We start from the raw sequence: 26848 nt of genomic DNA, 5'->3' as shown, positions 1-26848 counted from the left end.
AATCTTCAGGCCAATTTAAGTTATTGACCTGATAATTCATTCAATTACTCAACAATTTTGGCCAGCCCCTTATCGACTAGCCCCCTAATATCATTTTCGTTATAACCAATATTTTTGAGGATATCGGTAGTATCCATGCCGTGTGATGGCATACCGCGCCAGATCTGCCCTGGATTATTTTTAAATTTAGGCATTACGTTAGGACCTTTACAGGTACGTCCATCCATTGCTTGCCACTCGGTAATGGATTCACGGGCAATATATTGTGGATTACTTTCAAGTTCAGGGATGGTCAAAACTTTCGCACTAGCAATGTTAATTTCAGATAACCTTGCTAGCACTTCATCTATCGAGCGAGCACCTAACCATTCGTCTAGCTTCTCTTCAACTAATGGGCCATAAGGGCATTCCACACGATGAATAAGCTGAGTGCCTTCTGGTATTTCAGGCGTTCCCAATAAATGCGCAAGACCAATGTCTTTAAAAATCTCTTGGATTTGCGAAATACCGACAATTTCCATCACGATATAACCATCGTTACAGCTATATAAACCACAACCTGCGTAGTATGGATCTTTCCCTTTGGTCATTCTTGGGCAAACTTCGCCACCATTAAAATAATCCATCATAAAATATTGCCCCATACGCAACATGACCTCGTACATGGCAACGTCAATACTTTCACCTTTTCCTGTTTCACGCGCTTTATACAATGCCGCTAATGCTGCGGTTGTTGCCGTCATACCTGAAAAATAATCAGCGGTATAAGGAAAAGCCGGCATTGGTTGGTCTTTATCACCATTTTGAATGAGGTAGCCACTAAATGCCTGAGCAATAGTGTTATAGGCTGCAAGGTTGGTATATTGCGGATCGCCATATTGACCAAACCCAGACAAGTGAGTGATAACCAATTTTGGATTATGCTGCCAAAGGACTTCGTCGGTAATACCACGTCGGGCAAAGGCAGGACCCTTACTTGCCTCAATGAATATATCGGTAGTTTCCATTAGCTTTAAGAATGCATCGCGCCCTTCATCCTTAAAAATATTCAGCGATAGTGCACGTAAATTACGGCGAGACAATTGTGGGTAGTTAGGCTGTACGCGAATCGTGTCTGCCCATGCGACGTTTTCTATCCAAATAACTTCAGCGCCCCACTCTGCAAACATTTGTCCCGCAAAGGGTCCTGCAATTTCAATCCCTGAAAAAACCACTCTGACACCAGAAAGTGGGCCAAACTGTGGCATTGGTAAATGTTCTGTCATGGTTAAATCTCCTGCGAAACTGGGTTGACCCACTAACTCAATGCTGAGCCAACCCGCGACAATTCAGCTATTAACGATACTGTTTCAGTACTGAGCGACCAAGTGTCAGTATTTGCATTTCATCAGAACCGCCAGAGACACGGTCAACACGTAAGTCACGCCAGAAGCGTGAAATTCGGTGTTCACCCGCTATACCTACACCACCAAGGACTTGCATTGCAGAGTCAACAACTTCAAATGCCGCATTTGCACAAAAGAATTTACACATGGCTGCATCACCAGAAGTGATTAAACCGTTGTCACTCTTCCATGCAGTTTCATATAACATGTTGCGCATTGAATTGAGCTTGATCGCCATATGTGCAAATTTTTCTTGAATCAGCTGATAACGACCAATGGCTTCACCAAATTGCACACGCTGATTTGCATAACGCGCCGCATCTTCAAATGCACACATCGCCGTACCGTAGTTGGTCAACGCCACCAAGAAACGTTCATGGTCGAACTCTTCTTTTACGCGATTAAAACCATTACCTTCACGACCAAACATGTCTTTTTCTTCAAGCTCGACGTTATCAAACGTGATCTCGCAGCAGCTATCCATGCGTAAACCCAGTTTTTCTAACTTGTTTACTTTGATGCCCGGTTTAGTCATATCAACAAACCATTCGGTAAAAATAGGTTTGTCAGGCGAACTTGCATCACGGCTCATCACCACCACATAAGGGGTATATGCACTACTGGTGATAAAACATTTGCTACCATTTAAGTAAACTTTGCCATCGCGACGCGTATAATTAGTTTGCAAACTACCTACGTCTGAACCTGCACCCGGTTCGGTGATCGCAGAGTTCCACATTTGTTTACCTGTACCGCGAAATGCCATAATTTTATCAATTTGCTCTTGAGTTCCTTCTCTAAGCACCGTATTAAAACCACCCGGCAATTGATACAGCACATAAGTTGGCGCACCTAAGCGTCCAAGTTCCATCCAGATAGCAGCAACGGTAATAAACCCTGCATCTAAGCCACCGTGTTCTTCAGGGATCAGCAGGTTATCAATTTCCATATCGGCTAATGCTTTAACAAAGCGTTCAGGGTATTTGCTGTCACGATCACACTGTGCGAAATAACCTTCCCAGTTTTCACTGGCCATCAGCTCTCTTACCCCGGCGACAAACAGTTCTTGCTCGTCATTCAATCTAAAATCCATATCAATAACCTCTTAAATGTTGTGTCTGTATAGGTAAATTAGTTGTCTTTCCAATGCACTTTTGCATCTTTAATAAAGGAGAGCGTTACCATGATGTTGACGAAAAAAAGTGGGCATCCTCCGGCAATGATTGCGGTTTGAATCGGTTTCAATCCCCCTAAAGCCAGTAAAACAATACCGATAACACCAACTAAGACCGACCAACCGATACGAATTAATAGCGGTGGCTCTTCGCCATCTTTCACAGCACGACAAGTCGACATGGCTAACGTATAAGAACAGGCGTTTATCAATGTTACAGTGGCAATAAAGCAGAGGATGAAGAAGCCCCAAATTGTTGCAGTGCTCAATGGTAAGGCAGCCCATGTTTCAATGATGGCGCGGGCAACGCCGAACTCTTCAATCAGTTGTGGAATGTTAATTAGATTTTTATCAATCAGTTGCAGTGTGTTACTGCCTAAGATGGTCCAGAGCAACCACGTTCCTGCGGTCAGTCCTGCGACCATTCCTAGACACAGCTCACGTACAGTGCGTCCTTTTGAAATTCGCGCGAGGAAAATACTCATTTGGATGGCATAGATAACCCACCACGCCCAATAGAATACGGTCCAGCCTTGTGGAAAGCCGCCTTTACCAATTGGGTCGGTATAAAACAGCATACGTGGCATATACATCATTAAAGTGCCGATAGATTCAGTAAAGTAGTTCACCATAAAGCTGGCACCACCTACGATAACAACCCATCCAAGCATTAAGAAACTGAGGTAGCTACGCACATCACTGGCAATACGTACCCCTTTTTGTAAACCAAATGCAACACAGATAGCATTCAATATTATCCAACAAAAAATAATGATGGCATCTAGCGCTAAGGTATGTGGAATACCAAATAAATACTGAATACACTCAGTAACAAGTGGTGTCGCCAAGCCTAAGCTAGTCCCCATTGCGAGTATTAAGGCGACTAGATAAAAGTTATCGACAATCGTACCGAACCAACCATTAACGTGTTTTTCGCCCACAAGTGGCACTAACGTACTACTTGGTCTGATAACTTCCATTTTTCGGACAAAAAAGAAGTAGGCAAAAGCAACTGAAAGGAAACTATAAGTCGCCCACGGTAAAGGCCCCCAGTGAAATAAGCTATAGGCGAGACCAATTCCTTTGGCTTGATTTGAATAAGGCTCAAAATCAAATGGCGGTGTTGAAATATAGTAATAAATTTCAATTGAGCCCCAAAAAAGTACCGCAGCGGAGGTACAAGATGCGAACATCATAAAAATCCAGCTCGCACGACTAAATTCTGGTTTTTCATCACCAAGACGTTTCTTGGCATAAGGACCAAAAATTAACCAGAACCAACCTCCGAACATGATAACCATGTACCATTCGAAGGCCCATCCCCACACATTAGTGACATAACTAAATACATCGTTGATAACGGCATTCGATGCATCTAAATCACGTACTGTTAACCAACACAATATTCCAACAATTATTAATGGCGGGAAAAAAACTTTAGGTTCTATTCCTGCCTTTTTGTTTTCTTTGCTCATAGGTGGATCCTAATTTATTATTTAATTTATAACCTTTAAAATAATAAATATTTAACATTCATGTAATAGTGTTTAAATAAATATTATTCCAACACACCCTCATTTATTTATCATTAAATTTAAATCAACTTAATTAATCATTAATTCACTATTCAAATCATGTCGGCTAGTCATTAACAATTCTGTTAGTAAGGTCACAATATTATTCGTGTTCATTAAATGTTATTGTTTTTTAATTTAAACAACTAAAAAAAACACAATAAATACAAATAGATAAAACATATTGTGACTTTAATGTTAATTAAAGCATTCAGTATTGGTGATTAGTGTACCAATATTGAACATTTCATTGCTAAGTGGATGATTTTTACAATATTGGTGAGTAGTGTAGCAACATGAAAACTTAAATCGCCTTTAATTTAAGGTTTTCAATATTGGTGACTTAGGTTTTATTTTTAAATATTAATTTAATGATAATTATATATTACTAAAACACAGACTATATCTATTAAACATATTTCCAGGAGATGTAATGAAAATTATTACATGCTATAAATCTGTCCCCGATGAGCAAGACATTATTGTTAATAGCTCAGATGGTTCTTTAGATTTTTCTCGTGCTGAGACTAAGATTAGCCAATATGATTTAAATGCAATAGAAACTGCAAATCAAATAAAAGCACAACAATCTGATAGCCAAGTTATTGCATTAAGTATTGGAGGCAAAGCGCTTACCAATATGAAAGGTCGTAAAGATGTACTATCTCGTGGCCCTGATGAATTAGTCGTGGTCATTGATGACCAATTCGAACATGCCCTTCCTCATCAAAGTGCAGTCGCTCTGAGTAATGCAGCAAAAAAAATTGGCTTCGATCTTATTATTTGCGGCGATGGTTCTGCCGATCTTAATGCTCAACAAGTCAGCATGCTACTGGGTGAAGAGCTTCAAATTCCAGCGATTAACGGCATTAAAAAAATTATTTCAATCACTCAAGACACACTTGTTGTTGAGCGTGAACTCGAAGATGAAATTGAAACTTTATCAATTACCTTACCTGCCATCATCGCCGTCACATCGGATATTAACGTCCCTACAATACCTTCAATGAAAGCGATTCTTGGCGCAGCGAAAAAGCCGGTTCAAGCTTGGAATATTGCAGATATTGGCTTAGATGAAGTGCCTACTTTGTCAGCACAAGTCATCGCAGCACCAAAACAAAAAGTACGTCAACGTATCATTATTGAAGGTGATGGCGATGACCAAATTGCACAGTTTGCTGAACATTTAAGAAAAATCATTAATTAATTGGGGGAGTTATGAGCAAATTATCGACCGTTTGGGTATTCAGTGACATGACTTCTCGCTTAGCTGAATTAATGGGTGGCGCACTAACGCTTGGTGAACAAGTGAATGTGCTCGCTCTAGATGAAGCGCAAAGTACACTCGCGTTTCAACTTGGCGCTACGCACGTTTTTCAATTAGATGGCAAGCCCGACGACCGCATTATTGAAGATTACGCAGATACCATTGTGAGCGTCATCAAACAGCATGGCGACACAGGATTACTTTTATTACCAAACTCACGTCGCGGTAAACTTTTAGCGGCACGTTTAGGTGCAAGACTGCAAGCTGCGGTGTCAAATGATGCAGCTTCTGTCACTGTTGATTCAGGCACTCCAGTAATCAAACACATGGTGTACGGAGGATTAGCCTTTGGTGAAGAAACGCTAAAAACAGTCTTTTCTGTTATCACCACAACGACAGGCACCTTCGAAGCAGCACAAAGTGATGCATCACGCACAGGAACAGCTCAATCGGCATCATGGGTGGCACCAAAACACGCAATTGTGCGTACCAATGTCCAGAAAAAAGAAAGCAGCTCAGTTGAATTAGATAAAGCTCGCCTAGTCGTCAGCGTAGGGCGTGGGATCGGTAGCCAAGAAAATATTGCTATCGCACAAGCACTCGCAACAGCAATTGGCGCTGAAGTTGCCTGTTCACGTCCTGTCGCCGAAAACGAAAAATGGATGGAACATGAGCGTTATGTTGGAATTTCTAATTTGATGTTAAAACCCGAACTTTATCTTGCTGTCGGGATTTCTGGTCAGATTCAACATATGGTCGGCGCCAATGGTGCACAATTCATTGTTGCAATTAATAAAGACAAAAACGCGCCTATTTTCCAATTTGCAGATTATGGAATCGTCGGAGATTTATTCAAAATCCTCCCGGCATTAACTCACCAACTGGCTAATTGACCTTAAAACAGTAGGGAAATCCTCCCTGCTGTTGTCGTAAATTTTGGAGAAACTATGTCCGATGATATTTTTGATGCAATCATTGTAGGAGCCGGTCTTGCAGGTTCCGTTGCTGCACTGGTTCTCGCCCGTGAAGGTGCTTCAGTTCTCCTAATCGAACGAGGAAACTATGCAGGCGGGAAGAATGTCTCAGGTGGGCGCATGTATGCTCACAGTTTAGAAAGGATCATACCTGGATTTACCCAAGAAGCGCCCATTGAACGCATGATCACCCGTGAAAAACTGTCTTTCATGACGGATACTGGCGCCGTTACCGTTGATTATCAAAATGGGGCAGAACAAAACCCAAATGAGACTTCTTGGTCAGTGTTACGTGGAAAACTCGACCCCTGGCTAGTAGAACAAGCTGAAAATGCAGGCGCTCAATGTATTACAGGCATTCGAGTCGATAAGCTGGTTGAACAAGATGGCAAAGTTATTGGTGTTGAAGCAGATGGTGACGTTCTCGAAGCGAGAGTCGTGATCCTCGCTGATGGCGTCAATTCATTACTCGCAGAGCAACTTGGCATGACTAAACCTGTTAGTGCTGAACATGTCGCTGTTGGTGTTAAAGAACTTATTGAATTACCAAAAGAAGTATTACAAAACCGCTTCAATCTACAAGATAAAGAAGGTGTGGCTTGGCTATTTGCAGGTTCCCCTACAGATGGTTTGATGGGGGGTGGCTTTTTATATACGAATGATTCAACCATTTCACTCGGACTCGTTTGTGGGTTACATCACCTTAAAGAGGCTAAAAAATCCGTTCCTCAGATGTTAGAAGACTTCAAACAACATCCTATCGTTGCGCCTCTTATTGAAGGGGGAAAAATGATTGAATATGCAGCTCACGTTGTACCTGAAGCCGGACTAAAAATGCAATCAGAGTTAGTCCGTGATGGCGTATTAATCGCGGGTGATGCTGCGGGTATGTGCATGAATTTAGGTTTTACCATTCGAGGAATGGACTTAGCGGTTGCCTCCGGCGAAGCTGCTGCGAATACGGTACTTAATGCCATGAAAAGCGCAGACTTTAGCAAACAAGGCTTAAGTGAATACCTTAAGTTACTGAATGATGGTCCATTACGTGATATGAAAATGTATCAAAAAATGCCTGATTTCTTGGACAACCCTCGTATGTTCGGTGCCTACCCGGAGATGGCCGTGGGTATCGCTAAAAAACTGTTCACCATCTCAGATGAAGCCCCAATTCCTTTACGTAAAACCATGATACAGCATGCAAAAAGAGTCGGTTTTATGAATCTGCTCAAAGATGGAATAAAAGGAGTGAGAGCGATATGAGTGCGCCTGTAAACGTAGATGTCAAACTCGGGATTAATAAATTTAATGTCGATGAAGAAAACCCACATATTGTCATAAAACAAAGTCCAGACATGCAAATTCTGGAAGTATTAACCAAAGCTTGCCCCGCAGGCTTATATAAAAAACAAGATGATGGTTCAGTTCGTTTCGATTACGCCGGCTGCCTAGAATGTGGAACTTGTCGCATTCTTGGGCTAGACAGTGCCTTAGAAAAATGGGAATACCCACGCGGCACATTTGGTATTGAATTTCGTTACGGCTGATTTTGCTAGGCTTTGACTCTCGGGGCTTAAGATTAACGGCTTCGAGAGTTTTACTTATTTGTCTAGGCTGACTCAGGGACTTATAATGCAACCGAAAAATTTTGATGATATTCAATTCTCCTCCGTGCATCGCCGCATCATGCTATGGGGCAGCGGAGGGCCTTTTCTTGACGGCTATGTATTAGTCCTCATTGGTGTTGCTTTAGAGCAATTAACTCCACTACTCAGCTTAGACAGCGAATGGATTGGTTTACTTGGTGCCGCCACTTTAGCTGGACTATTCATCGGTACGTCTCTGTTTGGTTATATTTGTGACCAAGTAGGGCGTCGAAAAATGTTTTTAATTGATATCGTTGCTATTGGCGTTATTTCAGTTGCAACCATGTTTGTCTCAACGCCTTTGCAACTACTATTAATGCGTTTTTTAATCGGTATTGTGATTGGCGCTGACTACCCTATTGCCACGTCAATGATCACCGAATTTTCAAATACTAAACAAAGAGCTTTTGCGGTCGGTTTCATCGCGGCCATGTGGTACGTCGGTGCAACCTGTGCCAATCTTGTCGGCTACGCATTATATGATGTACAAGATGGTTGGCGCTGGATGCTCGGCAGTGCTGTCATTCCTTGTGTCGTTATTTTAATTGGTCGTTTTGATTTGCCCGAATCTCCCCTGTGGCTAATACGCAAAGGTCGAATCAAAGAATGTAATCAAATGATGACCAAATTATTTGGCCAACCGGTTATTTTTGAAGCTGAAGCCCCTCAAAAAACACGATTTATTCAATTGTTTAATAAACGACATTTCTCCTTTGTTCTATTTACTGCCATCATTTGGACTTGCCAAGTGATCCCGATGTTTGCCATTTACACCTTTGGCCCACAAATTGTTGGTTTACTCGGTTGGGATCAAGGTAAAAGTGCCGCGCTTGGTAATGTGGTTATCAGCTTATTCTTTATGTTAGGTTGCATCCCAGCCATGTACTGGTTAAATAAAATGGGCAGGCGTCCATTACTGATTGGTAGCTTTGCACTAATGACCATAGCACTGGCCATCCTTGGATTATTTTCCAATCTCGGTATTTGCTTAGTTATCATCATGTTTGCCGTCTATGCTTTTTTCTCCGGGGGGCCCGGCATTTTACAATGGCTCTATCCGAATGAACTGTTTCCAACCGATATTCGCGCTTCCGCGGTCGGTGTTATTATGTCAATTAGCCGTATCGGTACTATTTTCTCGACATGGGCCTTACCAACGTTCATTAGCGAATATGGCATCAACAACGTGATGTTAATGGGGGCAGGCGTTTCGTTACTTGGACTAGTGGTATCGGTATTATTTGCGCCAGAAACCAAAGGATTAACCCTAGCACAAACATCAGTAATGGAAATGGGACGCAAGAAAAAATAGTAAAGACCGTACTAATACACTATTAATTAAGCATTAAACTTAGTCATAATAAATACTTTCAGTTTTCAGTTTTCAGTTTTCAGTTTTCACCAAAATTTATACTCTAAATAATTCAAGTTGTAGGTAGGCGGCGAGCGAGCTAATCCTTAGGAGCATACATAAGTATGTGACTAAGGTTAGCGAACGAAGCCAACACCCCTACAACTTGAAGTATGACGAGTATGATTAATTCGCAGAAAATGGCATCACATCATATATAACCAACAACCATATGGTGATATACGCAAAAATTGCCGCAATAATATCATCGATCATAATGCCGAAACCGCCACCGACTTTTCTATCAAAAATACGGATAGGCCACGGCTTCCACATGTCATAAATACGAAAAATAAAAAATCCAGTGATTACCCATTCAAAATTTAGAGCTGGAATAGCCATCAAGGTTATCCACATGCCAATAAATTCATCCCAGACAATGCTGCCATGATCATGAACTTTCATGTCATCTGAAGTACGTTGGCAAATCAAGCATCCAATCCAAAAACCGACCACAATGATAACCCAACAACTCCAGATTGGCATTTTTGCCATTAAGAGCCAAAAAGGGATCGCGGCTAACGAGCCCATTGTCCCCGGCACAATAGGAGACAAACCACTTCCGAACCCCGTCGCCAACAGGTGCCACGGATTACGCATACTTAGCCGTTTCTTTGCTTCATCCATAAATACCTTCCGAAACAAAATGATCAAAACCTTTTAGGCTGATATCCACCGCTTGGTTATGACAAAAATAGCTGATCCCTTCGGATTGTGGCTTAATTTGGCCAATACAAGTGAAACCTGAGCCTGTATGTGCCAATGCCACTTCTAAAGCGCCTCGATTTATCTCAGGAACAGTGAAACAAAGTTCGTAATCTTCACCGCCACTTAATGACCAAGTGCGCGCTTGCTCCGTTGTACAGCTTTGTTTTAATGCTTCTGACTGCGGTAATGCATCAAGATTAATCCGCGCACCACAGCCACTAGCTTTAAGCACATGGTTAAGATCAGACACTAAACCATCTGAAATATCGATTGCTGAAGACGCTAGATTTCTCAATGCTTGTCCTTGCAAAATTCGTGGTTGAGGTCGTAGATGTCGCCCCACTAACCATTCTTTATGCTGTAAGTTTTCAAGATGTAACCTATCTTGAAGTATAGCAAGTCCTGCTGCACTATCACCTAATGTCCCTGTCACATAGATCCAATCACCATTACGTGCGCCTGAACGTGACAGAGCCTTACCAACAGGTACTAAACCATGAACAGTGTAAGTTAAGCTCATTGGCCCACGAGTGGTATCACCACCAATTAATTGCATTCCATAATAATTGAGTTGTTCAAATAAACTATCACTGAAAGACGCTAACCAGGCACTATCGATTGAAGGTAGTGTAATTGCTAAAGAAACCCAAGCAGGGTCTGCGCCCATAGCCGCTAGATCGCTTAAATTTGATGCTAATGATTTATAAGCAAGGTCAGCAGGAGAAATATTAGGAAGGAAATGAATACCAGAAACTAAAGTATCAGTACTAACAGCTAATTGCTGTTTTTCCGGGATAGTCATCAACGCACAGTCATCACCAATACCGATATTTACATCACGTCGGTTTGTCGTTTGACGATTAAAATAACGCGCGATGAGGTCAAATTCGCCATATGACATGGTAGATTTTCCATTTTCGCTATACCTACTTTCATGTTACTTGAAATCAAGCCTATTACCTGAAATCAAGACACAAAAATACGAAGGTAGACCAAAATTCAGCCTACCTAATTATACTCTAGTGTTACAGGGGGGAACCCTGAATTTTTTATTTTTTACGACGAACTACAGGTGCTGCTTTATCTAATACACCATTAACAAATTTATGGCTATCTTCTGCACCGAATACTTTAGCAAGTTCAATACCTTCATTGATTGCAACTTTAAAAGGTACGTCTTGGCGATAGCTCAGTTCATACATAGAAATACGCAGAATCGCTTTTTCAACTTGGCCTAGCTCTTCAAGTTGACGAGACAAATAAGGCATCATCAGTTGATCAAGCTTAATTGCATTATTTGCAACACCTGACAACAATTCACGAAAATAAGGTACGTCTACGTCCGACATATCCTGTTCAGCAATAAATTCATATTCCACATTGGCAATTGGATTACCAGATAACTGCCATGAATAGATGGCCTGTACAGCACACTCACGAGCGCGGCGACGAGCAGCAGGTTTCACAAGATTCCCCTTAAATAAAAAAACTATATCAGCCTTTTATGGCTTTCATTACATTAATCATTTCTAATGCAGTCAATGCAGCTTCTGCACCTTTATTACCGGCTTTCGTACCTGCACGTTCAATCGCTTGCTCGATATTTTCAGTCGTTAACACGCCAAACGTGACAGGTACATTACTGTTCAACGCGACATGGGAAAGGCCTGAACTACATTCACCCGCAACAAATTCAAAATGCGCAGTACCACCACGAATAACGGTACCTAAAGCAATAACTGCATCATATTTATTGGTTTCAACCAGTGCTTTTACGGCTAACGGTAGCTCATATGCACCTGGGACCCACACGACAGCAATATTGTCTTGAGAGACTTGACCAATACGCTCTAACGCATCAATCGCACCGTCCAACAGACTATCATTAATAAAATTGTTAAAACGAGCGATAGCGATAGCAACACGCGCTTGTGGCGCGGCAACAACACCTTTGATTACGTTCATAGTCGTCCTCTAATATTAATTATAACCCGCGGGGCGCGGATTTTATCACATTCTTTCATCGACCGTGCGAGTGATTTTCAGCAAACGGTTAAAAAAATACAATTACCCTATTGGTCGGAGCCTAACTCGTAGGTCATTTCCGACTTTGGTCACATCAGTAAATTCAAATTTTGGCGCATCGGATAAGGCTGCTAATGGTGAAAAGTTCACTAGACCGCGCGCGCTATCACCCAGTAATTTAGGCGCAATATACACAATGAGTTCATCAACTAAGCCCTGTTTTAACAAGGCGCCTGCAAGTGTCGGTCCCGCTTCAACCCAAATGCTATTCACATTTTTCTTAGCGAGTTGCATCATTAACACAACTAAATCGATGCCATTGTCATCCGCAAGTACTGAGAATTGTTCAACCTGACCTTGCCAAGTGACATTAACGTCAGGCTTTGAACGTATTAACCAACATTCACCCTCTAACTGAGTCACTTTATGCTCAGGTGTCACCCGATTATGATTATCTAACACTATGCGGATAGGTTGGCGCAACTGAGCTTCTGGGTATATTTGTTGTATTTCAGTTGGTAATTCATTCCAACGCACCGTTAATGAAGGATCATCAGCGATAACCGTGTTGCTAGTGGATAAAATTGCACTGGCCTCAGCACGTAAAAGTTGCACATCTTGCCTTGCCGCTGGGCTAGTTATCCACTTACTTTCCCCTGACTCGAGAGCTGTTTTACCATCTAAAGAAGCCGCAAGTTTTAGCTGAATGTACGGAAACCCAGTCCGCATACGCTTTAAAAACCCGCGATTAAGCGCTTCTGAATCTTCTAATAAAATATTACTCGCAGTCTCAATACCCGCTTTAGAAAGCATATACAAGCCACGACCAGCGACTTGAGGATTAGGATCTTGCATTGATGCAACAACACGGCTGATACCCGCATTAATCAAAGCTTCTGCACAAGGTGGTGTACGGCCATGATGGCTACAAGGCTCAAGGGTCACATAAGCCGTTGCCCCTTGTGCTTTTTCACCGGCCATCCGTAAAGCATAAACTTCCGCATGAGGCTCTCCGGCTTTCTGATGATAGCCTTCCCCGACAATTTCGCCATCACGCACAATAACACAACCAACATTAGGGTTAGGAGATGTGGTAAAGCGACCTTTTTGGGCAAGTTCAAATGCCCGAGCCATATAAATGCGGTCTTGTTCAATCATCTAACTTAATCCTGTAATTTCGCTATTTCTTCACCAAATTCCCGGATATCTTCGAAGCTCCGGTAAACAGAGGCAAAACGGATATAAGCCACTTTGTCTAATTTTTTCAGTTCATCCATCACCAAACTACCAATCAATTTTGAAGGTACTTCTCGTTCACCAGTGGCGCGAAGCTGAGATTTGATAGAGATAATGGCTTGTTCTATAGCATCAGAACTAACAGGGCGTTTTTCTAAGGCTTTTTGCATCCCTCGATTCAATTTCTCTTCATCGAAAGGTTCACGGACTTCATCACTTTTAATTACCCGTGGCATCACCAGCTCGGCTACTTCAAAAGTGGTGAAACGTTCGTGGCAAAGCAGACATTGGCGACGTCTACGTACTTGGGAACCTTCACCAACGAGACGCGAGTCAATAACTTTCGTATCTACAGCGGAGCAGAATGGGCAATGCATAGCGTTTCCTGATTCTGTTTTCGGGTTAACAGTTTACCCTAGACTGGAATGAAAAACACCCTGTAAGGTAACTTACAAGGTGCTCGTGACTCTTCATACTTCTTATTGTGAGGTTGTTAGCTTCACTCCGCTACCCTAGTCACATACTTATGTATGCTCCTAGGGATATCGTCGCTTGCTGCCTACTCACAACAAGAATTATTTTGAGTATTAAATGCGATTCAAGTACTGAAAATCAATTTAATGTTGCTTAATAATTTTTCGAAATTAAGGCAATAAAGACTGTTGGTCGGCGCCTTCTTTCTCGACTTTCGCCTGAATTAAGTGCTCACGTTTCATACCCATTTTCAGTGCCAGTGCAGAAGCAACATAAATAGATGAAACAGTACCGATAGTCACACCGATTAACATAACCAGTGAGAAACCTTCCAGCATGCTACCACCAAACAAATACAGCATCAGAACGACCAACAAGGTTGTTGCTGAGGTCATAATGGTACGGCTCAATGTTTGAGTCAAAGAGACGTTCATGATTTCGTAAGGTGTACCACGACGAATTTTACGGAAGTTTTCACGAATACGGTCAGATACCACGATACTGTCATTCAGTGAGTAACCAATAACTGACATCAATGATGCCACAATGGTCATATCTACCTCTATATGAAATAGAGATAAAATACCCAATGTAATGACAACGTCATGAGCAAGTGCAATAACAGCACCCGCTGCCAAACGCCACTCAAAACGGAATCCAACATAAATCAAGATACAAATCAGTGCAGCCAACAAAGCTAAAGCACCAGTTTGAGCAAGTTCTGCCCCAACACTTGGCCCAACAAATTCGATACGCTTAACCGTTGCTTTATCATCCACATCAGTATTGATGATAGTGATGATTTCTTTACCAACTTCCTGACCCGCTGAGCCTTCAATTGGCGGTAAGCGGATCATGATATCGCGGCTACTACCGAAGTTTTGGATAAGCGGATCTTTGTGAGCCGAATTCGAAAGGCTATCGCGAATTTTATCCAAATCAGCAGGCTGACTTAAGTTGATTTCAATTACTGTACCACCGGTAAAATCAAGACCCCAGTTAAAGCCTTTAACACCAATAATGGCAATAGAGGCGATCAGTAATATAATTGAAATACTAAAGGCAACGTTGTCCCAGCGCATAAAGTCATAGACTCTACGCCCGTGGTTTAATTGTTCAACAGTATAATCCTGTGCCACAACGTGCTCCTTAAATTGACAGCTTGTTAATACGTTTACCGCCGTACAGTAGGTTCACAATTGCACGTGTTCCTATAATAGCTGTAAACATAGAGGTTGCGACACCTATAGCTGTCGTAATTGCAAAGCCTTTAATCGAGCCTGTACCTACTGCATAAAGAATAATTGCAGTAATTAGTGTCGTTAAGTTTGCATCGATAATACTTGAGAAAGCGCCTTTATACCCTTCATGGATCGCTTGTTGAACCGATCGCCCATTACGTAGCTCTTCTTTGATACGTTCATTAATAAGAACGTTAGCATCGACCGCTACCGCAAGGGTTAGAACGATACCTGCAATACCTGGCATGGTTAATGTTGCTCCTGGTAACAGAGACATCACTCCCACAATTAACACCAAGTTTGCCATTAGGGCACTACTCGCTATCAAACCAAATTTACGATAATAAATAATCATAAACAAAATAGAAGCTAATAGACCAGCAAGACAAGCTTTCAAACCTTGTTCAATATTCTGTAGACCAAGGGTTGGACCGATTGTACGCTCTTCCACTATTTGGATTGGCGCAATCAATGCACCCGCACGAAGCAGTAAAGAGAGCTGACGCGCTTCATTGCCGTTATCAATACCTGTAATACGGAATTTACTGCCAAAACGCGCAGAAATACGAGCCGCATTAATCACTTTCTCATCTTTTACCAAGATTGAACGACCGGCTGCATCTTTTTTGCCACTGTCTTTATATTCGACAAATAGCGTCGCCATTAGTTTGTCTTGATTATCACGAGTAAAGTCAGACATGATAGAGCCACCAGCGCTATCGAGACTAATACTGACTTGTGGTGCGCCGTTTTCATCCATTTCAGACGTTGAGTCTGTAATATGATCACCGGTTAAAATGACACGCTTATACAGGATGTATGGCACCCCATTACGATCAGATTTAACCTCTGAATCACCTGGAATACGACCAGTTTCAGCCGCTGAACTATCAACGCTAGTATTCACTAGACGAAATTCAAGTGTCGCGGTTGCACCTAAAATTTCTTTAGCGCGTGCGGTATCTTGAATACCGGGTAACTCAACGACAATTCGATCGGCACCTTGACGTTGAACTAAAGGTTCTGCAACGCCTAATTGGTTTACACGATTACGAATGATGGTGATATTTTGTGATACTGCATAGCTACGAGCTTCACGTAAACGCTCATCTGTCATAACAGCAATCATTGTGTTATTGCTGCCATCAGAAAATACGAGGTCTGGGTATTTACGTGCTAGCGTTTTCTCAGCTAAGCTACGATCATCTGAGTTACGAAAACGGACTTCGACACTATAATCATCGCTTTTACGAATAGAAGAGTACGCAATTCCTGCTTGACGCAAGTCATTACGCAAACCATCCATGTTTTGTTCCTGCAATTTACCTAATGCAGTATCCATATCAACTTCCATGAGGAAGTGAACCCCACCACGAAGGTCAAGACCTAGCTTCATCGGCTCACCGCCGACAGCTTCTAGCCATTTAGGCGTAGCAGGTGCAAGGTTTAATGCAACAACAAACTGATCACCTAACGCATTCATAATAACTTCACGAGCGCGTAATTGAACGTCTGAGTTGTTAAATCGGGCTAAAATTGCCCCATTTTCAAGAGTAATCGACTTACTCTGTATTTTATCAGTCTCTAAAGACTTTTGGACTTGGATCAGCGTTTGTTCATTGGCGGCGGTTCCCCGCACGCCAGTGATCTGAACAGCCGGATCCTCACCATATAGGTTTGGAAGTGCATAAAGCAAACCGATGAGGATCGCAACGATCAACATCAGATACTTCCACAAAGGATAACGGTTTAGCACGGCAGTTCCCTTCGGGACAAATCAGAATTAAATAGCTTTCATGGTGCCTTTAGGTAACACGGCAGCAACGAAATCACGTTTGATAGTTACTTCAGTATTCTCGCTCAGCTCAAGTACAACATAACCTGTCTCAGAAACTTTAGTAACACGTCCGATTAAACCGCCAGTAGTCAAAACTTCATCACCTTTAGCGATAGATTCCATCAGTTTACGATGTTCTTTAGCACGTTTTTGTTGTGGGCGCAGGATCATGAAGTAAAAAATCAGCGCGAAAACAACAAGCATGATAACCATTGTATATGGGCTACCTTGCCCTGGTGCGCCTGCAGATGCCGCAGCTTCAGAAATAAAAAAACTCATTCAACTTTCCTCATTGTTATTGAAAGCAATCTAAAACATACACTCTAAGTAATTCAAGTTGCATATAGTACATATAAATCAAAAGAATACATATGCCACTTGAAGTAAGACCTACTACGAACTCTAAATAGTGCAAGTTGCATGAAGACGACAAATAAAGCCATTCCGATAAACATAGAAATCTATGCCACTTATGTCACAGTGATTCGGATAGCTAGACGTCATCAACGCTTAAGCAGCTTGAAGTATGACCTACTTATGCTACACAGGTTATGACAACTTCGCACTTAAATTCATTCTAGATTTAACGAAGGTTGGCTTTTACCAATCTTCAAATAAAAATCTTTCGCGAACTCTTCAAAATTACCCTCTTCAATCGCTTGACGAATACCGGCCATCAAACGTTGATAATAGCGTAAATTATGAATTGTGTTTAACCTTGCACCTAGGATTTCATTACAACGATCAAGGTGATGCAAATAAGCACGGCTATAATGGCGACAAGTATAACAATCACATTCAGCATCGAGTGTTGAAGTGTCTGACTTATACTTAGCGTTACGAATTTTTACCACGCCGTTAGTCACAAATAAATGACCATTTCGTGCATTTCGAGTTGGCATCACACAATCAAACATGTCAATACCACGACGAACACCTTCAACTAAATCTTCTGGCTTACCAACGCCCATCAAATAGCGAGGTTTATCCGCTGGAATTTGAGGACAAACATGCTCTAAAATACGATGCATATCATCTTTTGGTTCACCAACGGCAAGGCCGCCTACAGCGTACCCATCAAAGCCGATTTCTACCAGTCCCTTAACAGAAATATCACGTAAATCTTCGTAAACACTACCTTGAATTATGCCAAATAATGCATTTTTATTATTGAGCTCATCAAAACGTTGGCGACTACGCGCTGCCCAACGTAAGGACATTTCCATTGACGTTTTGGCATAGTCCCAATCTGCCGGATATGGCGTGCACTCATCAAAAATCATCACGATATCTGAACCGAGATCGTACTGAATTTCCATTGATTTTTCAGGACTTAAGAAGACGTTATCCCCATTAATTGGATTACGAAAATGTACGCCTTCTTCTTTAATTTTACGCATCGCACCAAGGCTGAAGACTTGGAAACCACCGGAGTCCGTCAAAATAGGTCCTTGCCATTGCATAAAGTCATGGAGATCGCCATGTAACTTCATGATTTCTTGCCCTGGACGTAACCATAAATGAAAAGTATTGCCCAACAGGATTTGAGCACCGGTCTCTTTCACTTCTTCCGGCGTCATTCCTTTGACCGTACCATAGGTTCCAACTGGCATGAACGCAGGGGTTTCTACAACGCCGCGTTCGAAAACTAGACGACCACGACGTGCATTGCCATCGGTCGTGTGTAATTCATATTTCACATTGCTCTCCTAACATCAGAAAAACAGTCTGATGTTGTATATTAACTTAAGTAAATCAGTCACTATCAATAAGCCAACAGCGTCGCCGTCGCTGATTGAAAGTTATTCGCCCACTTGCTCAAAACGAGCGTTGGAATTTGGCGTGATGAACATTGCATCACCATAACTAAAGAAACGATATTTTTGTGTTATCGCTTCTTGATAAGCTCTCATGGTATTTTTATATCCCGCAAACGCAGAAACTAACATAATCAGTGTCGATTCCGGTAGGTGGAAATTAGTGATGAGCGCATCAATCACTTGATATTCATACCCTGGATAAATAAAGATTTGGGTATCATCAAAAAATGGAGCAATAAGTGCATTTTGGCTGGCTTTCGCGGCACTTTCTAATGAACGCACAGAAGTTGTCCCAACAGCAACAACACGATTTCCTCGTGCCTTGCAGGCCAATACCGCATCAACCACGTCTTGAGGCACTTCTGCATATTCAGAATGCATAATGTGATCTTCAATAGCATCAACGCGAACGGGTTGGAATGTACCGGCCCCAACATGCAGTGTCACAAACGCCATTTCAACACCTTTTTGACGCAGTGCTTCTAATAAAGGCTCATCAAAATGCAAACCAGCTGTTGGCGCAGCTACCGCACCTGGACGCTGGCTATATACTGTTTGATAAAGCTCTTTATCAGATTCTTCATCGGGGCGAGCAATATAAGGCGGAAGTGGCATATGACCGATTTGATTAAGAATGCTAAGCACATCTCGTTCATCATCAAAACGCAGTTCAAACAAAGCCCCATGGCGCGCCAACATTGTCGCTTTAACGCTCTCATCATCCCCTAATAAAAGCTCTGCGCCTTCTTTCGGTGCTTTTGAGGCTCTTACATGCGCTAGCACGCGATGTTCATCAAGCATACGCTCAATAAGCACTTCAATTTTACCGCCACTCACTTTTCGCCCAAACAATCTTGCAGGAATAACACGCGTGTTGTTAAACACTAGCAGATCCCCTTGCTCCAGCTTTTCAAGAATATCGGTAAAAACACCCTGCGTGAGCTTTCCTGTCTCACCATCAAGGCTTAACAATCGACATGAGCTGCGCTCTGTCTGAGGATAGTGGGCTATAAGTTCTTCTGGTAACTCAAAAGTAAAATCGGAAACACGCATTGTATTGACATCAATCTAAAAAAACAGGCGACTAGTCTAGTGCCGACCTGCCTCTAGCGCAAGATATAAGCGTAAAATCGCCGAAAAAAGCACCATTATTTAACAAATATTGAAGTAAACCGAAAAAATACTTCCCAACAACCCAATCGCCCGCTCAATTATTCCAACTTTATTTCAGTTCTTCAGTATTCCCGTTTTTAAACTCAATCCAATCCAATGTCCTATGGATTTCAATTCACAGGTAGGCGGCAAGATAAAAATATCCCGATGAGCATACAATAGTATGTGATTCGGGTATTTTTACGCAGCCAACACCCCTGTGAATTGAAAGACGACGGACATTAGGGGTATAGTAAGAACATGAATTATCTCGCTCACCTCCACCTGGCCCACACAGCCCAAAGCTCCCTACTGGGCAACATATTAGCCGACTTCGTTCGCGGCAACCCTACAGGTCTTTACGAGCCTGACGTTGTCTCGGGCATCTATATGCACCGTTCTGTAGACAAAGCTACCGACACACACCCATTAGTCAAACAGGCTCGCGCACTCTTTCGCCCCGATTACCGGCGAGTAGCGCCTATTACGCTTGATTTAATTTGGGATCATTTTTTATCTTTACATTGGTCTAAAATCGAAGCATCAATCACACTACCTGAATTTGTCAGTATGGCTCGAAATACCATTGAGCCGAATCTTTGTCATACTCCTGAAAAATTTCAGGAGTTAAATGAATATATGTGGCCCCAGCAATGGCTGACACGTTATAGTCAAAAGGATTATATTGGTAAATCACTTAACGGAATGGCGAGCAGACGACCAAAACTCAGTGCGCTTAGCGGCTCTTTCGATGATTTTTTGCTACAGTATGGGCAGCTTGAACAAATTTTCTTTCAGTTTTATCCACAAATGATGAGTAAAGCGCAACAACAACTTTTTGCACAATCCCTCACAATTAATGAGTTAAAGTAAATTAATGCTTGAACTTTAGTATAATAAAACTATCTTATTGATATTAGGTAGCTAAACCATTACTATTGATAGGTAAAAACTATCACAATGATTGGTTTTAATGTCTTTCTTACTAAGAGATAATTCCTTATCATCTTATAATCTATAAAAACCTTTAATTCACACTCATAGGAGTAAATTATGGTTCTGGTTACACGTCAAGCCCCCGACTTTACTGCAGCAGCTGTTCTTGGTAACGGCGAAATTAATGAAAATTTCAATCTGAAAAAACATATCGATGGCAAGCCTGCTGTCATTTTCTTCTGGCCAATGGACTTCACTTTTGTTTGTCCATCAGAGTTGATCGCATTTGATCACCGTTTTGAAGAATTCCAAAAACGCGGCGTAGAAATCATTGGTGTTTCTTTTGACTCTGCGTTTGTTCATGATGCATGGCGTAAAACGCCTGTAGATAAAGGCGGTATCGGTGAAGTTAAATATCCGATGGTTGCTGATATCAAACGCGAAATCATCAAAGCTTACGGTATTGAGCACCCAGAAGGTGTTGCACTGCGTGGTTCTTTCTTAATTGATAAAGAAGGCGTTGTCCGTCACCAAGTCGTTAACGACCTGCCATTAGGCCGTAATATTGATGAAATGCTACGTATGGTTGATGCACTGCAATTCCACGAAGAGCACGGTGAAGTTTGTCCAGCTCAGTGGGAAAAAGGCAAAGAAGGTATGAACGCATCTCCTAAAGGCGTTGCAGACTACCTGACTAAGAATGCTACTGCTCTGTAATTAAAACTGATTCAGTCTTTTAAAAGCGGATTTAGATCAAAGGTCTAAATCCGCTTTTTTTTAAAAAAAACCTCTCCATATGCAATTTAACAACCCTTTTTTGTAACAATTATTTCAAGTATCTCCCACTAGTTAATATTTCTTAACTCAAATGTTCAACCCTTCCCACCATTTCGTGCTATAAATTATAGATACAAATAATTAACAAATTATTTTTATTTAAATAACAATCAACGCAAATAGATATCACATCCACTGCTATCCGGAGATACTAATGATAAAAAAATCATCGGCACCCTCTGTGCTACTTCGCTCTTTATCTGTACTTTCTTTGCTTGTCTCAACACAACTGTATGCGGCTTCAGAGCCCGCAGTTGAAGCACAAAAAGGTATGGTTGTTTCATCCCAACATTTAGCCTCTCAAATTGGCGCTGACATTTTAAAGTCTGGTGGTAATGCCATCGATGCCGCTGTCGCGGTAGGCTATGCTCAAGCAGTTGTAAATCCCTGCTGTGGCAATATTGGTGGAGGTGGTTTCATGACTATTCACCTTGCCGATGGTAAAGACCTATTTATCAACTTCAGAGAGACTGCCCCTGCCGCCTCTAACGCGGATATGTATTTAGATAAAGATGGAAAATTAATCAAAGATGCGAGCCTGTACGGCTACCTAGCTTCCGGGGTTCCCGGTACAGTCAAAGGCTTAGATTATGCATTAGAAAAATATGGCACGATGAACCGCCAGCAAGTCATGGAACCTGCGATTAAACTTGCCAGAGACGGCTTCACGTTAACTCGAGCGGATACCGATGTTTTAGACACCACGACAGAACGATTCAAACAGGACCCCGAAGTAGCCCGCATATTCTTAAAACCAGATGGAAGCACTTACCAACCCGGTGACAAACTCGTACAAACGGATTTAGCTAATACTCTTGAAAAAATTGCTAAAAATGGCCCTTCAGCCTTCTATGAAGGTGATATTCCAAAAATTGTTGAAGAAGCCGCCAAGAAAAATGGTGGAATTCTCACCGCTAAAGATTTTGCAGACTACACCATCAGTGATACTACACCAATTAGCTGTACCTATCGTGGCTACAAATTTATTTCTGCACCACCACCGAGTTCTGGTGGAGTCACTATCTGCCAAACTCTCAATATTTTAGAAGGCTACGACTTAAAAGAAATGGGGTTCAATTCAGCTGATTACGTTCATACACTCACTGAAGCAATGCGCCATACCTATATGGATCGCAATACCTTCTTAGGTGACCCTGAATTCGTCAATAACCCAACAGATAAGCTACTTAGCAAAGCTTATGCTGAAGAACTACGCAAAGAGATCAAACCGAATCAAGCCACTGCATCCACACAGGTACAACCGGGTATCGGTCCACATGAAAAACCAGAAACTACCCACTATTCTGTCGTTGATGACAAAGGTAATGCCGTTTCCACCACTTATACGATTAATGGGCGTTTTGGTTCTGTGGTTATTCCACCCGGAACAGGCTTTTTCTTAAATGATGAAATGGATGACTTCACCACTAAAGTAGGTGAAAAAAATCTTTATGGCTTGGTACAAGGGGAACGAAATTCTATCGCCCCCGGTAAGCGCCCACTATCTTCCATGAGCCCAACAATCGTGACGAAAGATGGTAAAGTTTTCTTAGTGCTCGGCTCCCCGGGTGGTTCAAGAATTATTTCAATTACCTTGCAAACCGCATTGAATATTATTGATCACGGAATGCCACCACAAGAAGCGGTCAATGCGCCCAGAATTCACCATCAATGGCTACCAGATGAAGTTTACTATGAGCAAAGAGGCTTATCTAAAGATAGCTTAGTGTTACTAGATAAAATGGGATACAAGATGGTTGAACAAACACCTTGGGGTGCAGCCGAACTGATTATGGTTGGGATACCTGAAGGCGCGGGTGTTAGTACCAAATCATCAGGTAACGACTCGGCGGTTTCAGGAAAAGTACGAGAGGGCTTTATCTACGGCTCTAACGATGTCCGTCGACCAGCAGGTAGTGCAGTAGGTGTTAATTAATGCATTAATCAACTGATGGCTATAAATGATAAAACCCACTGACAGTGGGTTTTATCACAATACAAGCACAATTAATTAAGCTTGTTTATGTACAACTGAAGGTGAAATAAATCTATCGCAAAGCACTGCAATAACCAATACCACTAAAGATGGTAATAACCACATAAGGTCTTGCTTATACAATGGAATCGACGTCATCCATTCTGGGATATACGTTTTCAGATTATCCGAGGCTTTCACTGCGCCAATTAATCCCACTACGAAGCTTGTCAGCATCGTTGGTGCAATCACGACCGTTGGATTTCGCCACCATCTCAGCGTAAAACTCATTAATATAAGCACAATACAAGGTGGATAAATCGATACCAACACAGGTAATGAGAATGCAATTAATTTGCTCAGGCCTAGGTTAGAAACAACCATCGAGAAGAGGCCCAATATCAACACTAAGCTACGATAAGAAATCGGCACATAGCGACTGAAGAATTCGGCACATGCACAAGTTAGCCCAACTGCGGTCACCATACAAGCAACGAAAATCAATACCGCAAGGAAGAAACTACCGTAATCGCCAAAGGTATATTGCACATAAGTATGCAAAATATCTGCGCCATCCGCCGGATTCGGAATCAAAGAACCACTGTTTTCACCGAGTTTGAAAAGTGAAAGATAAACCAGTGTGAGCAGGACCCCCGCAATTAACCCAGCCCACATAGTGTAACGGGTTAACAATGACGAATTATCAATACCTCTTGAACGTGCTGCATTCACAATCACAATACCAAATACCATCGCCCCAAGTGTATCCATGGTGAGATAGCCATTAATAAAGCCATTTGAAAATGCCATATCGCGATATTCGATAGTAGACGGGATAGGAGAACCGGCAGGCCATAACACCGCAGCAACACCTAGAAGCGCAAGTGCGAGCATTTTAACGGGTGCAAGTATATGACCGACGCTATCGAGTAATTTGCCTGGGTAAAGTGAAATACCAATCACTAAGACAAAATAAACCACGCTGTAAATCAATAATAACATATCAGATTCACCACCAAACAATGGGGCGATACCGACTTTATACGATACGGTGGCGGTTCTTGGTGTTGCGAATAATGGACCGACGGATAAGTATGCGACAACAGCGAGTAATAACCCGGCTTTTTTACCTACTGGGGTACTTAACGCTTCAATACCACCACCCACTTTTGCCAGTGCGATAATGGTTAAAACGGGAAGACCGACACCAGTAACCAGAAAGCCAAGTGCAGCCGTCCAAACTTGTTCACCTGCTTGCAAACCAACCATAGGAGGAAAAATGATATTTCCTGCTCCAACAAATAACGCAAAGGTCATAAAACCTAACGCGATAATATCTCTTGATGATAAACGATGAGCCATATTATGTTAATTTTAAGTAACGAAAATAAAAAGATATGGGTATTTAACTAGCAACCCTTTGAAATTTATATGACGAGATAGAATTCTGATAAAACATATCATTAACAATATAAAATATATGATTTATTAAATCATTTGAAATGAAACGTTAAAAAACAGAAAAAATCGCCAATAACTGACGACAAGTAAAACTTTTATAGGGCAAAAAGGCAATAGCAAACCCCAAAACAAGAATAAACAACCAAACTAATTTTCAGAACTAGTGATTACTGTCAGTAAAATTAGAATATCCGTTATATGATTTGTTTAAAAAATCATCACTTAGTCATTTTATCACTCATCGTTTTTATTAAAAGGTAGGATAAGATAAAAAAATATAAATAGTTTTAGGGAGAATATGTCGCGACTATTAAATAAATTGCGAATTTAATAAATATCACAGATAAATTCACCTTACTAACCCCATGATTAATATTAATAAGGTGATTATTTTCCCGGTTTTAGCTTTTTTTATCAGACACAATTAAAACAGGAGGGAGTGTAAAAGAAAATTCACTACCTTTACCTAATTGACTAGTAATTACGAGTTGACTACTATGGTGCTGAACTGCATGTTTCACAATAGCTAATCCAAGCCCCGTTCCACCACCACCTTGGCGCGAACGCGCTTTATCCACTCGATAAAAACGCTCCGTCAAACGCGATATATGCTCCGTAGGGATACCAGGGCCATTATCACTGACACTAAAACGAGCACCATGACTGGTTTTCTGCCAATCAACCCGTATTTTAGTTCCCTCAGGTGTGTGGTTAATGGCATTGTACACAAGGTTAGCAACGGCACTACGTAGTTGCTCTTCATTGCCATTTACGCGTAATTTTTCATCAACATTAAACTCAAATTGGTGCTGGCCGTGACTCAGACTCTGCGCTTCTTGTTCAATCATCTTAAGAATAACGGGAATATTAACTTGTTCGTCCAGATTAATATGAGGGGCGATTTCAATTCGTGATAACTGCAATAACTGCTTGATCAGATTATCCATTCGATAAGCTTGCTCTTGCATCACATTCAAGGCTTTTTTGTTAACCGCAGAGGTCCCTTCTTGATCATCCATCACTTCAAGATACCCTTGAATGACCGTTAATGGTGTACGTAATTCATGACTCACGTTAGCAAAAAAGTCTCTACGAGCCTTTTCTAATCGTCGTTTTTCCGTCACATCCCGGGCAACCATTAAAAGCTGCCCCTCGGTGTAAGGCAAAATACGAAACTCGACAATTTCACCACTGTTAAGCTCAATTGTCAGCGCTTGATCATAACTCTTAACCGTAAAATAGCGGCTAAAATCAGGATAACGCAACAGATTAAAAATATGCTGCCCATTATCTTCAGGCCAACGAAAACCTAATAAATGCTGCGCATGGCGATTACACCAAAAAATATTACCTTCCGTTGTCATCATCACTACCGCATCGGGTAATGATTCAGCCCCGCTGCGAAAACGCTTAATTAGCTGCCCTAGCTCACGACGACGTTTACGGTTACGTTGCTGCATTTGATAAATGCCATAAAATATTGGCTCCCAACCCCCTTTACCTGCGGGTGGAAGCATACTTTTATCTAACCATAACCAATAGGATAATTTTAGCAGGTTATACCCGTGCCAAAATAATGCAGCTAGCAAAGAAATGACTAAAAGCCATGCAAGATGGCCTATAAATACCGATAATATGAGTGCGGGTAAAATAAATAAAAACAGCCCCCAAATTAGCTGTTTTATGGATAAACGTTCAAGCACTTGGGTCTCTCCCTA

The 26848-nt window shown here is 41.7% G+C and carries 24 protein-coding genes; 8 read left to right on the top strand and 16 right to left on the bottom strand.

Going from position 1 to position 26848, the window contains the following annotated elements; genetic code table 11:
• Nucleotides 1-44: 44 nt before the first annotated feature.
• From caiB to caiT, 3 genes are all read right to left on the bottom strand, one after another.
• Nucleotides 45-1265: an L-carnitine CoA-transferase gene (caiB, locus tag AAZR93_RS19120; RefSeq protein WP_294108417.1), complete on the bottom strand. Its 1221-nt coding sequence runs from the start codon at nucleotides 1263-1265 to the stop codon at nucleotides 45-47.
• Nucleotides 1266-1335: 70 nt separating this feature from the next.
• A complete protein-coding gene (gene caiA, locus AAZR93_RS19115; protein WP_294108415.1) occupies nucleotides 1336-2478 on the bottom strand; it encodes a crotonobetainyl-CoA dehydrogenase in 1143 nt (380 codons plus the stop codon).
• 38 nt (nucleotides 2479-2516) lie between these two features.
• A complete protein-coding gene (caiT, locus tag AAZR93_RS19110) occupies nucleotides 2517-4034 on the bottom strand; it encodes an L-carnitine/gamma-butyrobetaine antiporter (RefSeq protein ID WP_434720756.1) in 1518 nt (505 codons plus the stop codon).
• Between the two features lie 532 nt (nucleotides 4035-4566).
• On the opposite strand from caiT, the gene fixA reads away from it, so the two are divergent.
• The 5 genes from fixA to AAZR93_RS19085 all read left to right on the top strand — a co-directional run bounded on the left by fixA (nucleotide 4567) and on the right by AAZR93_RS19085 (nucleotide 9329).
• Nucleotides 4567-5340 (top strand): putative electron transfer flavoprotein FixA, encoded by a 774-nt coding sequence (fixA, locus tag AAZR93_RS19105; protein WP_294108412.1) that lies wholly within the window; start codon nucleotides 4567-4569, stop codon nucleotides 5338-5340.
• A gap of 11 nt (nucleotides 5341-5351) precedes the next feature.
• The gene (locus AAZR93_RS19100; RefSeq protein ID WP_434720755.1) at nucleotides 5352-6293 is read left to right on the top strand and encodes an FAD-binding protein; all 942 of its coding nucleotides are present in this window, start codon (nucleotides 5352-5354) and stop codon (nucleotides 6291-6293) included.
• Between the two features lie 54 nt (nucleotides 6294-6347).
• A complete protein-coding gene (fixC, locus tag AAZR93_RS19095; protein WP_434720754.1) occupies nucleotides 6348-7634 on the top strand; it encodes an FAD-dependent oxidoreductase FixC in 1287 nt (428 codons plus the stop codon).
• Nucleotides 7631-7918, top strand: a complete 288-nt coding sequence (gene fixX, locus AAZR93_RS19090) for a ferredoxin-like protein FixX (protein ID WP_336430909.1) — start codon at nucleotides 7631-7633, stop codon at nucleotides 7916-7918. The genes fixC and fixX overlap by 4 nt, the downstream gene beginning before the upstream one ends.
• A gap of 82 nt (nucleotides 7919-8000) precedes the next feature.
• Nucleotides 8001-9329 (top strand): MFS transporter, encoded by a 1329-nt coding sequence (locus tag AAZR93_RS19085; RefSeq protein ID WP_294109082.1) that lies wholly within the window; start codon nucleotides 8001-8003, stop codon nucleotides 9327-9329.
• 225 nt (nucleotides 9330-9554) lie between these two features.
• Here AAZR93_RS19085 and pgpA read toward each other — a convergent pair whose 3' ends face one another.
• The 11 genes from pgpA to queA all read right to left on the bottom strand — a co-directional run bounded on the left by pgpA (nucleotide 9555) and on the right by queA (nucleotide 19822).
• A complete protein-coding gene (gene pgpA / locus AAZR93_RS19080; protein WP_434720753.1) occupies nucleotides 9555-10055 on the bottom strand; it encodes a phosphatidylglycerophosphatase A in 501 nt (166 codons plus the stop codon).
• The gene (gene thiL, locus AAZR93_RS19075) at nucleotides 10048-11037 is read right to left on the bottom strand and encodes a thiamine-phosphate kinase (RefSeq protein WP_336430907.1); all 990 of its coding nucleotides are present in this window, start codon (nucleotides 11035-11037) and stop codon (nucleotides 10048-10050) included. The genes pgpA and thiL overlap by 8 nt, the downstream gene beginning before the upstream one ends.
• A 148-nt stretch (nucleotides 11038-11185) precedes the next feature.
• On the bottom strand, nucleotides 11186-11602 hold the full coding sequence (gene nusB / locus AAZR93_RS19070; RefSeq protein WP_294108399.1) for a transcription antitermination factor NusB: 417 nt from the start codon (nucleotides 11600-11602) through the stop codon (nucleotides 11186-11188).
• A 28-nt stretch (nucleotides 11603-11630) separates the two neighbouring features.
• The gene (ribH, locus tag AAZR93_RS19065; RefSeq protein WP_336430905.1) at nucleotides 11631-12101 is read right to left on the bottom strand and encodes a 6,7-dimethyl-8-ribityllumazine synthase; all 471 of its coding nucleotides are present in this window, start codon (nucleotides 12099-12101) and stop codon (nucleotides 11631-11633) included.
• Between the two features lie 102 nt (nucleotides 12102-12203).
• The gene (ribD, locus tag AAZR93_RS19060; protein WP_434720779.1) at nucleotides 12204-13316 is read right to left on the bottom strand and encodes a bifunctional diaminohydroxyphosphoribosylaminopyrimidine deaminase/5-amino-6-(5-phosphoribosylamino)uracil reductase RibD; all 1113 of its coding nucleotides are present in this window, start codon (nucleotides 13314-13316) and stop codon (nucleotides 12204-12206) included.
• 8 nt (nucleotides 13317-13324) lie between these two features.
• Complete coding sequence (gene nrdR, locus AAZR93_RS19055) at nucleotides 13325-13774, bottom strand: transcriptional regulator NrdR (protein ID WP_294108395.1); 450 nt, start codon at nucleotides 13772-13774, stop codon at nucleotides 13325-13327.
• Between the two features lie 267 nt (nucleotides 13775-14041).
• Nucleotides 14042-15010, bottom strand: a complete 969-nt coding sequence (gene secF, locus AAZR93_RS19050) for a protein translocase subunit SecF (protein ID WP_294108393.1) — start codon at nucleotides 15008-15010, stop codon at nucleotides 14042-14044.
• A 10-nt stretch (nucleotides 15011-15020) separates the two neighbouring features.
• Nucleotides 15021-16868, bottom strand: coding sequence for a protein translocase subunit SecD (gene secD / locus AAZR93_RS19045; protein ID WP_434720752.1), 1848 nt, complete (start codon nucleotides 16866-16868; stop codon nucleotides 15021-15023).
• 27 nt (nucleotides 16869-16895) lie between these two features.
• The gene (gene yajC, locus AAZR93_RS19040; protein WP_294108388.1) at nucleotides 16896-17228 is read right to left on the bottom strand and encodes a preprotein translocase subunit YajC; all 333 of its coding nucleotides are present in this window, start codon (nucleotides 17226-17228) and stop codon (nucleotides 16896-16898) included.
• A gap of 293 nt (nucleotides 17229-17521) precedes the next feature.
• Nucleotides 17522-18649, bottom strand: a complete 1128-nt coding sequence (gene tgt / locus AAZR93_RS19035; RefSeq protein ID WP_336430904.1) for a tRNA guanosine(34) transglycosylase Tgt — start codon at nucleotides 18647-18649, stop codon at nucleotides 17522-17524.
• A gap of 102 nt (nucleotides 18650-18751) precedes the next feature.
• On the bottom strand, nucleotides 18752-19822 hold the full coding sequence (queA, locus tag AAZR93_RS19030; RefSeq protein ID WP_434720751.1) for a tRNA preQ1(34) S-adenosylmethionine ribosyltransferase-isomerase QueA: 1071 nt from the start codon (nucleotides 19820-19822) through the stop codon (nucleotides 18752-18754).
• 360 nt (nucleotides 19823-20182) lie between these two features.
• On the opposite strand from queA, the gene AAZR93_RS19025 reads away from it, so the two are divergent.
• The 3 genes from AAZR93_RS19025 to ggt all read left to right on the top strand — a co-directional run bounded on the left by AAZR93_RS19025 (nucleotide 20183) and on the right by ggt (nucleotide 23630).
• Nucleotides 20183-20794, top strand: coding sequence for an ACP phosphodiesterase (locus AAZR93_RS19025; RefSeq protein WP_434720750.1), 612 nt, complete (start codon nucleotides 20183-20185; stop codon nucleotides 20792-20794).
• A gap of 180 nt (nucleotides 20795-20974) precedes the next feature.
• Entirely contained in the window at nucleotides 20975-21574 is a 600-nt protein-coding gene (locus AAZR93_RS19020) for a peroxiredoxin C (protein WP_294108380.1), read from the top strand.
• A 274-nt stretch (nucleotides 21575-21848) separates the two neighbouring features.
• A complete protein-coding gene (gene ggt / locus AAZR93_RS19015) occupies nucleotides 21849-23630 on the top strand; it encodes a gamma-glutamyltransferase (RefSeq protein ID WP_434720749.1) in 1782 nt (593 codons plus the stop codon).
• A 75-nt stretch (nucleotides 23631-23705) separates the two neighbouring features.
• Here the strand turns inward: ggt and brnQ are convergent, their stop codons facing one another.
• A complete protein-coding gene (gene brnQ, locus AAZR93_RS19010) occupies nucleotides 23706-25031 on the bottom strand; it encodes a branched-chain amino acid transport system II carrier protein (protein ID WP_434720748.1) in 1326 nt (441 codons plus the stop codon).
• A 500-nt stretch (nucleotides 25032-25531) separates the two neighbouring features.
• Nucleotides 25532-26833: a phosphate regulon sensor histidine kinase PhoR gene (gene phoR, locus AAZR93_RS19005; RefSeq protein ID WP_434720747.1), complete on the bottom strand. Its 1302-nt coding sequence runs from the start codon at nucleotides 26831-26833 to the stop codon at nucleotides 25532-25534.
• Nucleotides 26834-26848: the final 15 nt, after the last annotated feature.

This window comes from Providencia sp. Je.9.19 (assembly GCF_051129765.1).
In the GTDB taxonomy this organism is placed as follows: Bacteria; Pseudomonadota; Gammaproteobacteria; order Enterobacterales; family Enterobacteriaceae; genus Providencia.
The sequence above is the reverse complement of the archived record's forward strand: the minus strand, read 5'-3'. Positions and strand labels throughout refer to the sequence as shown.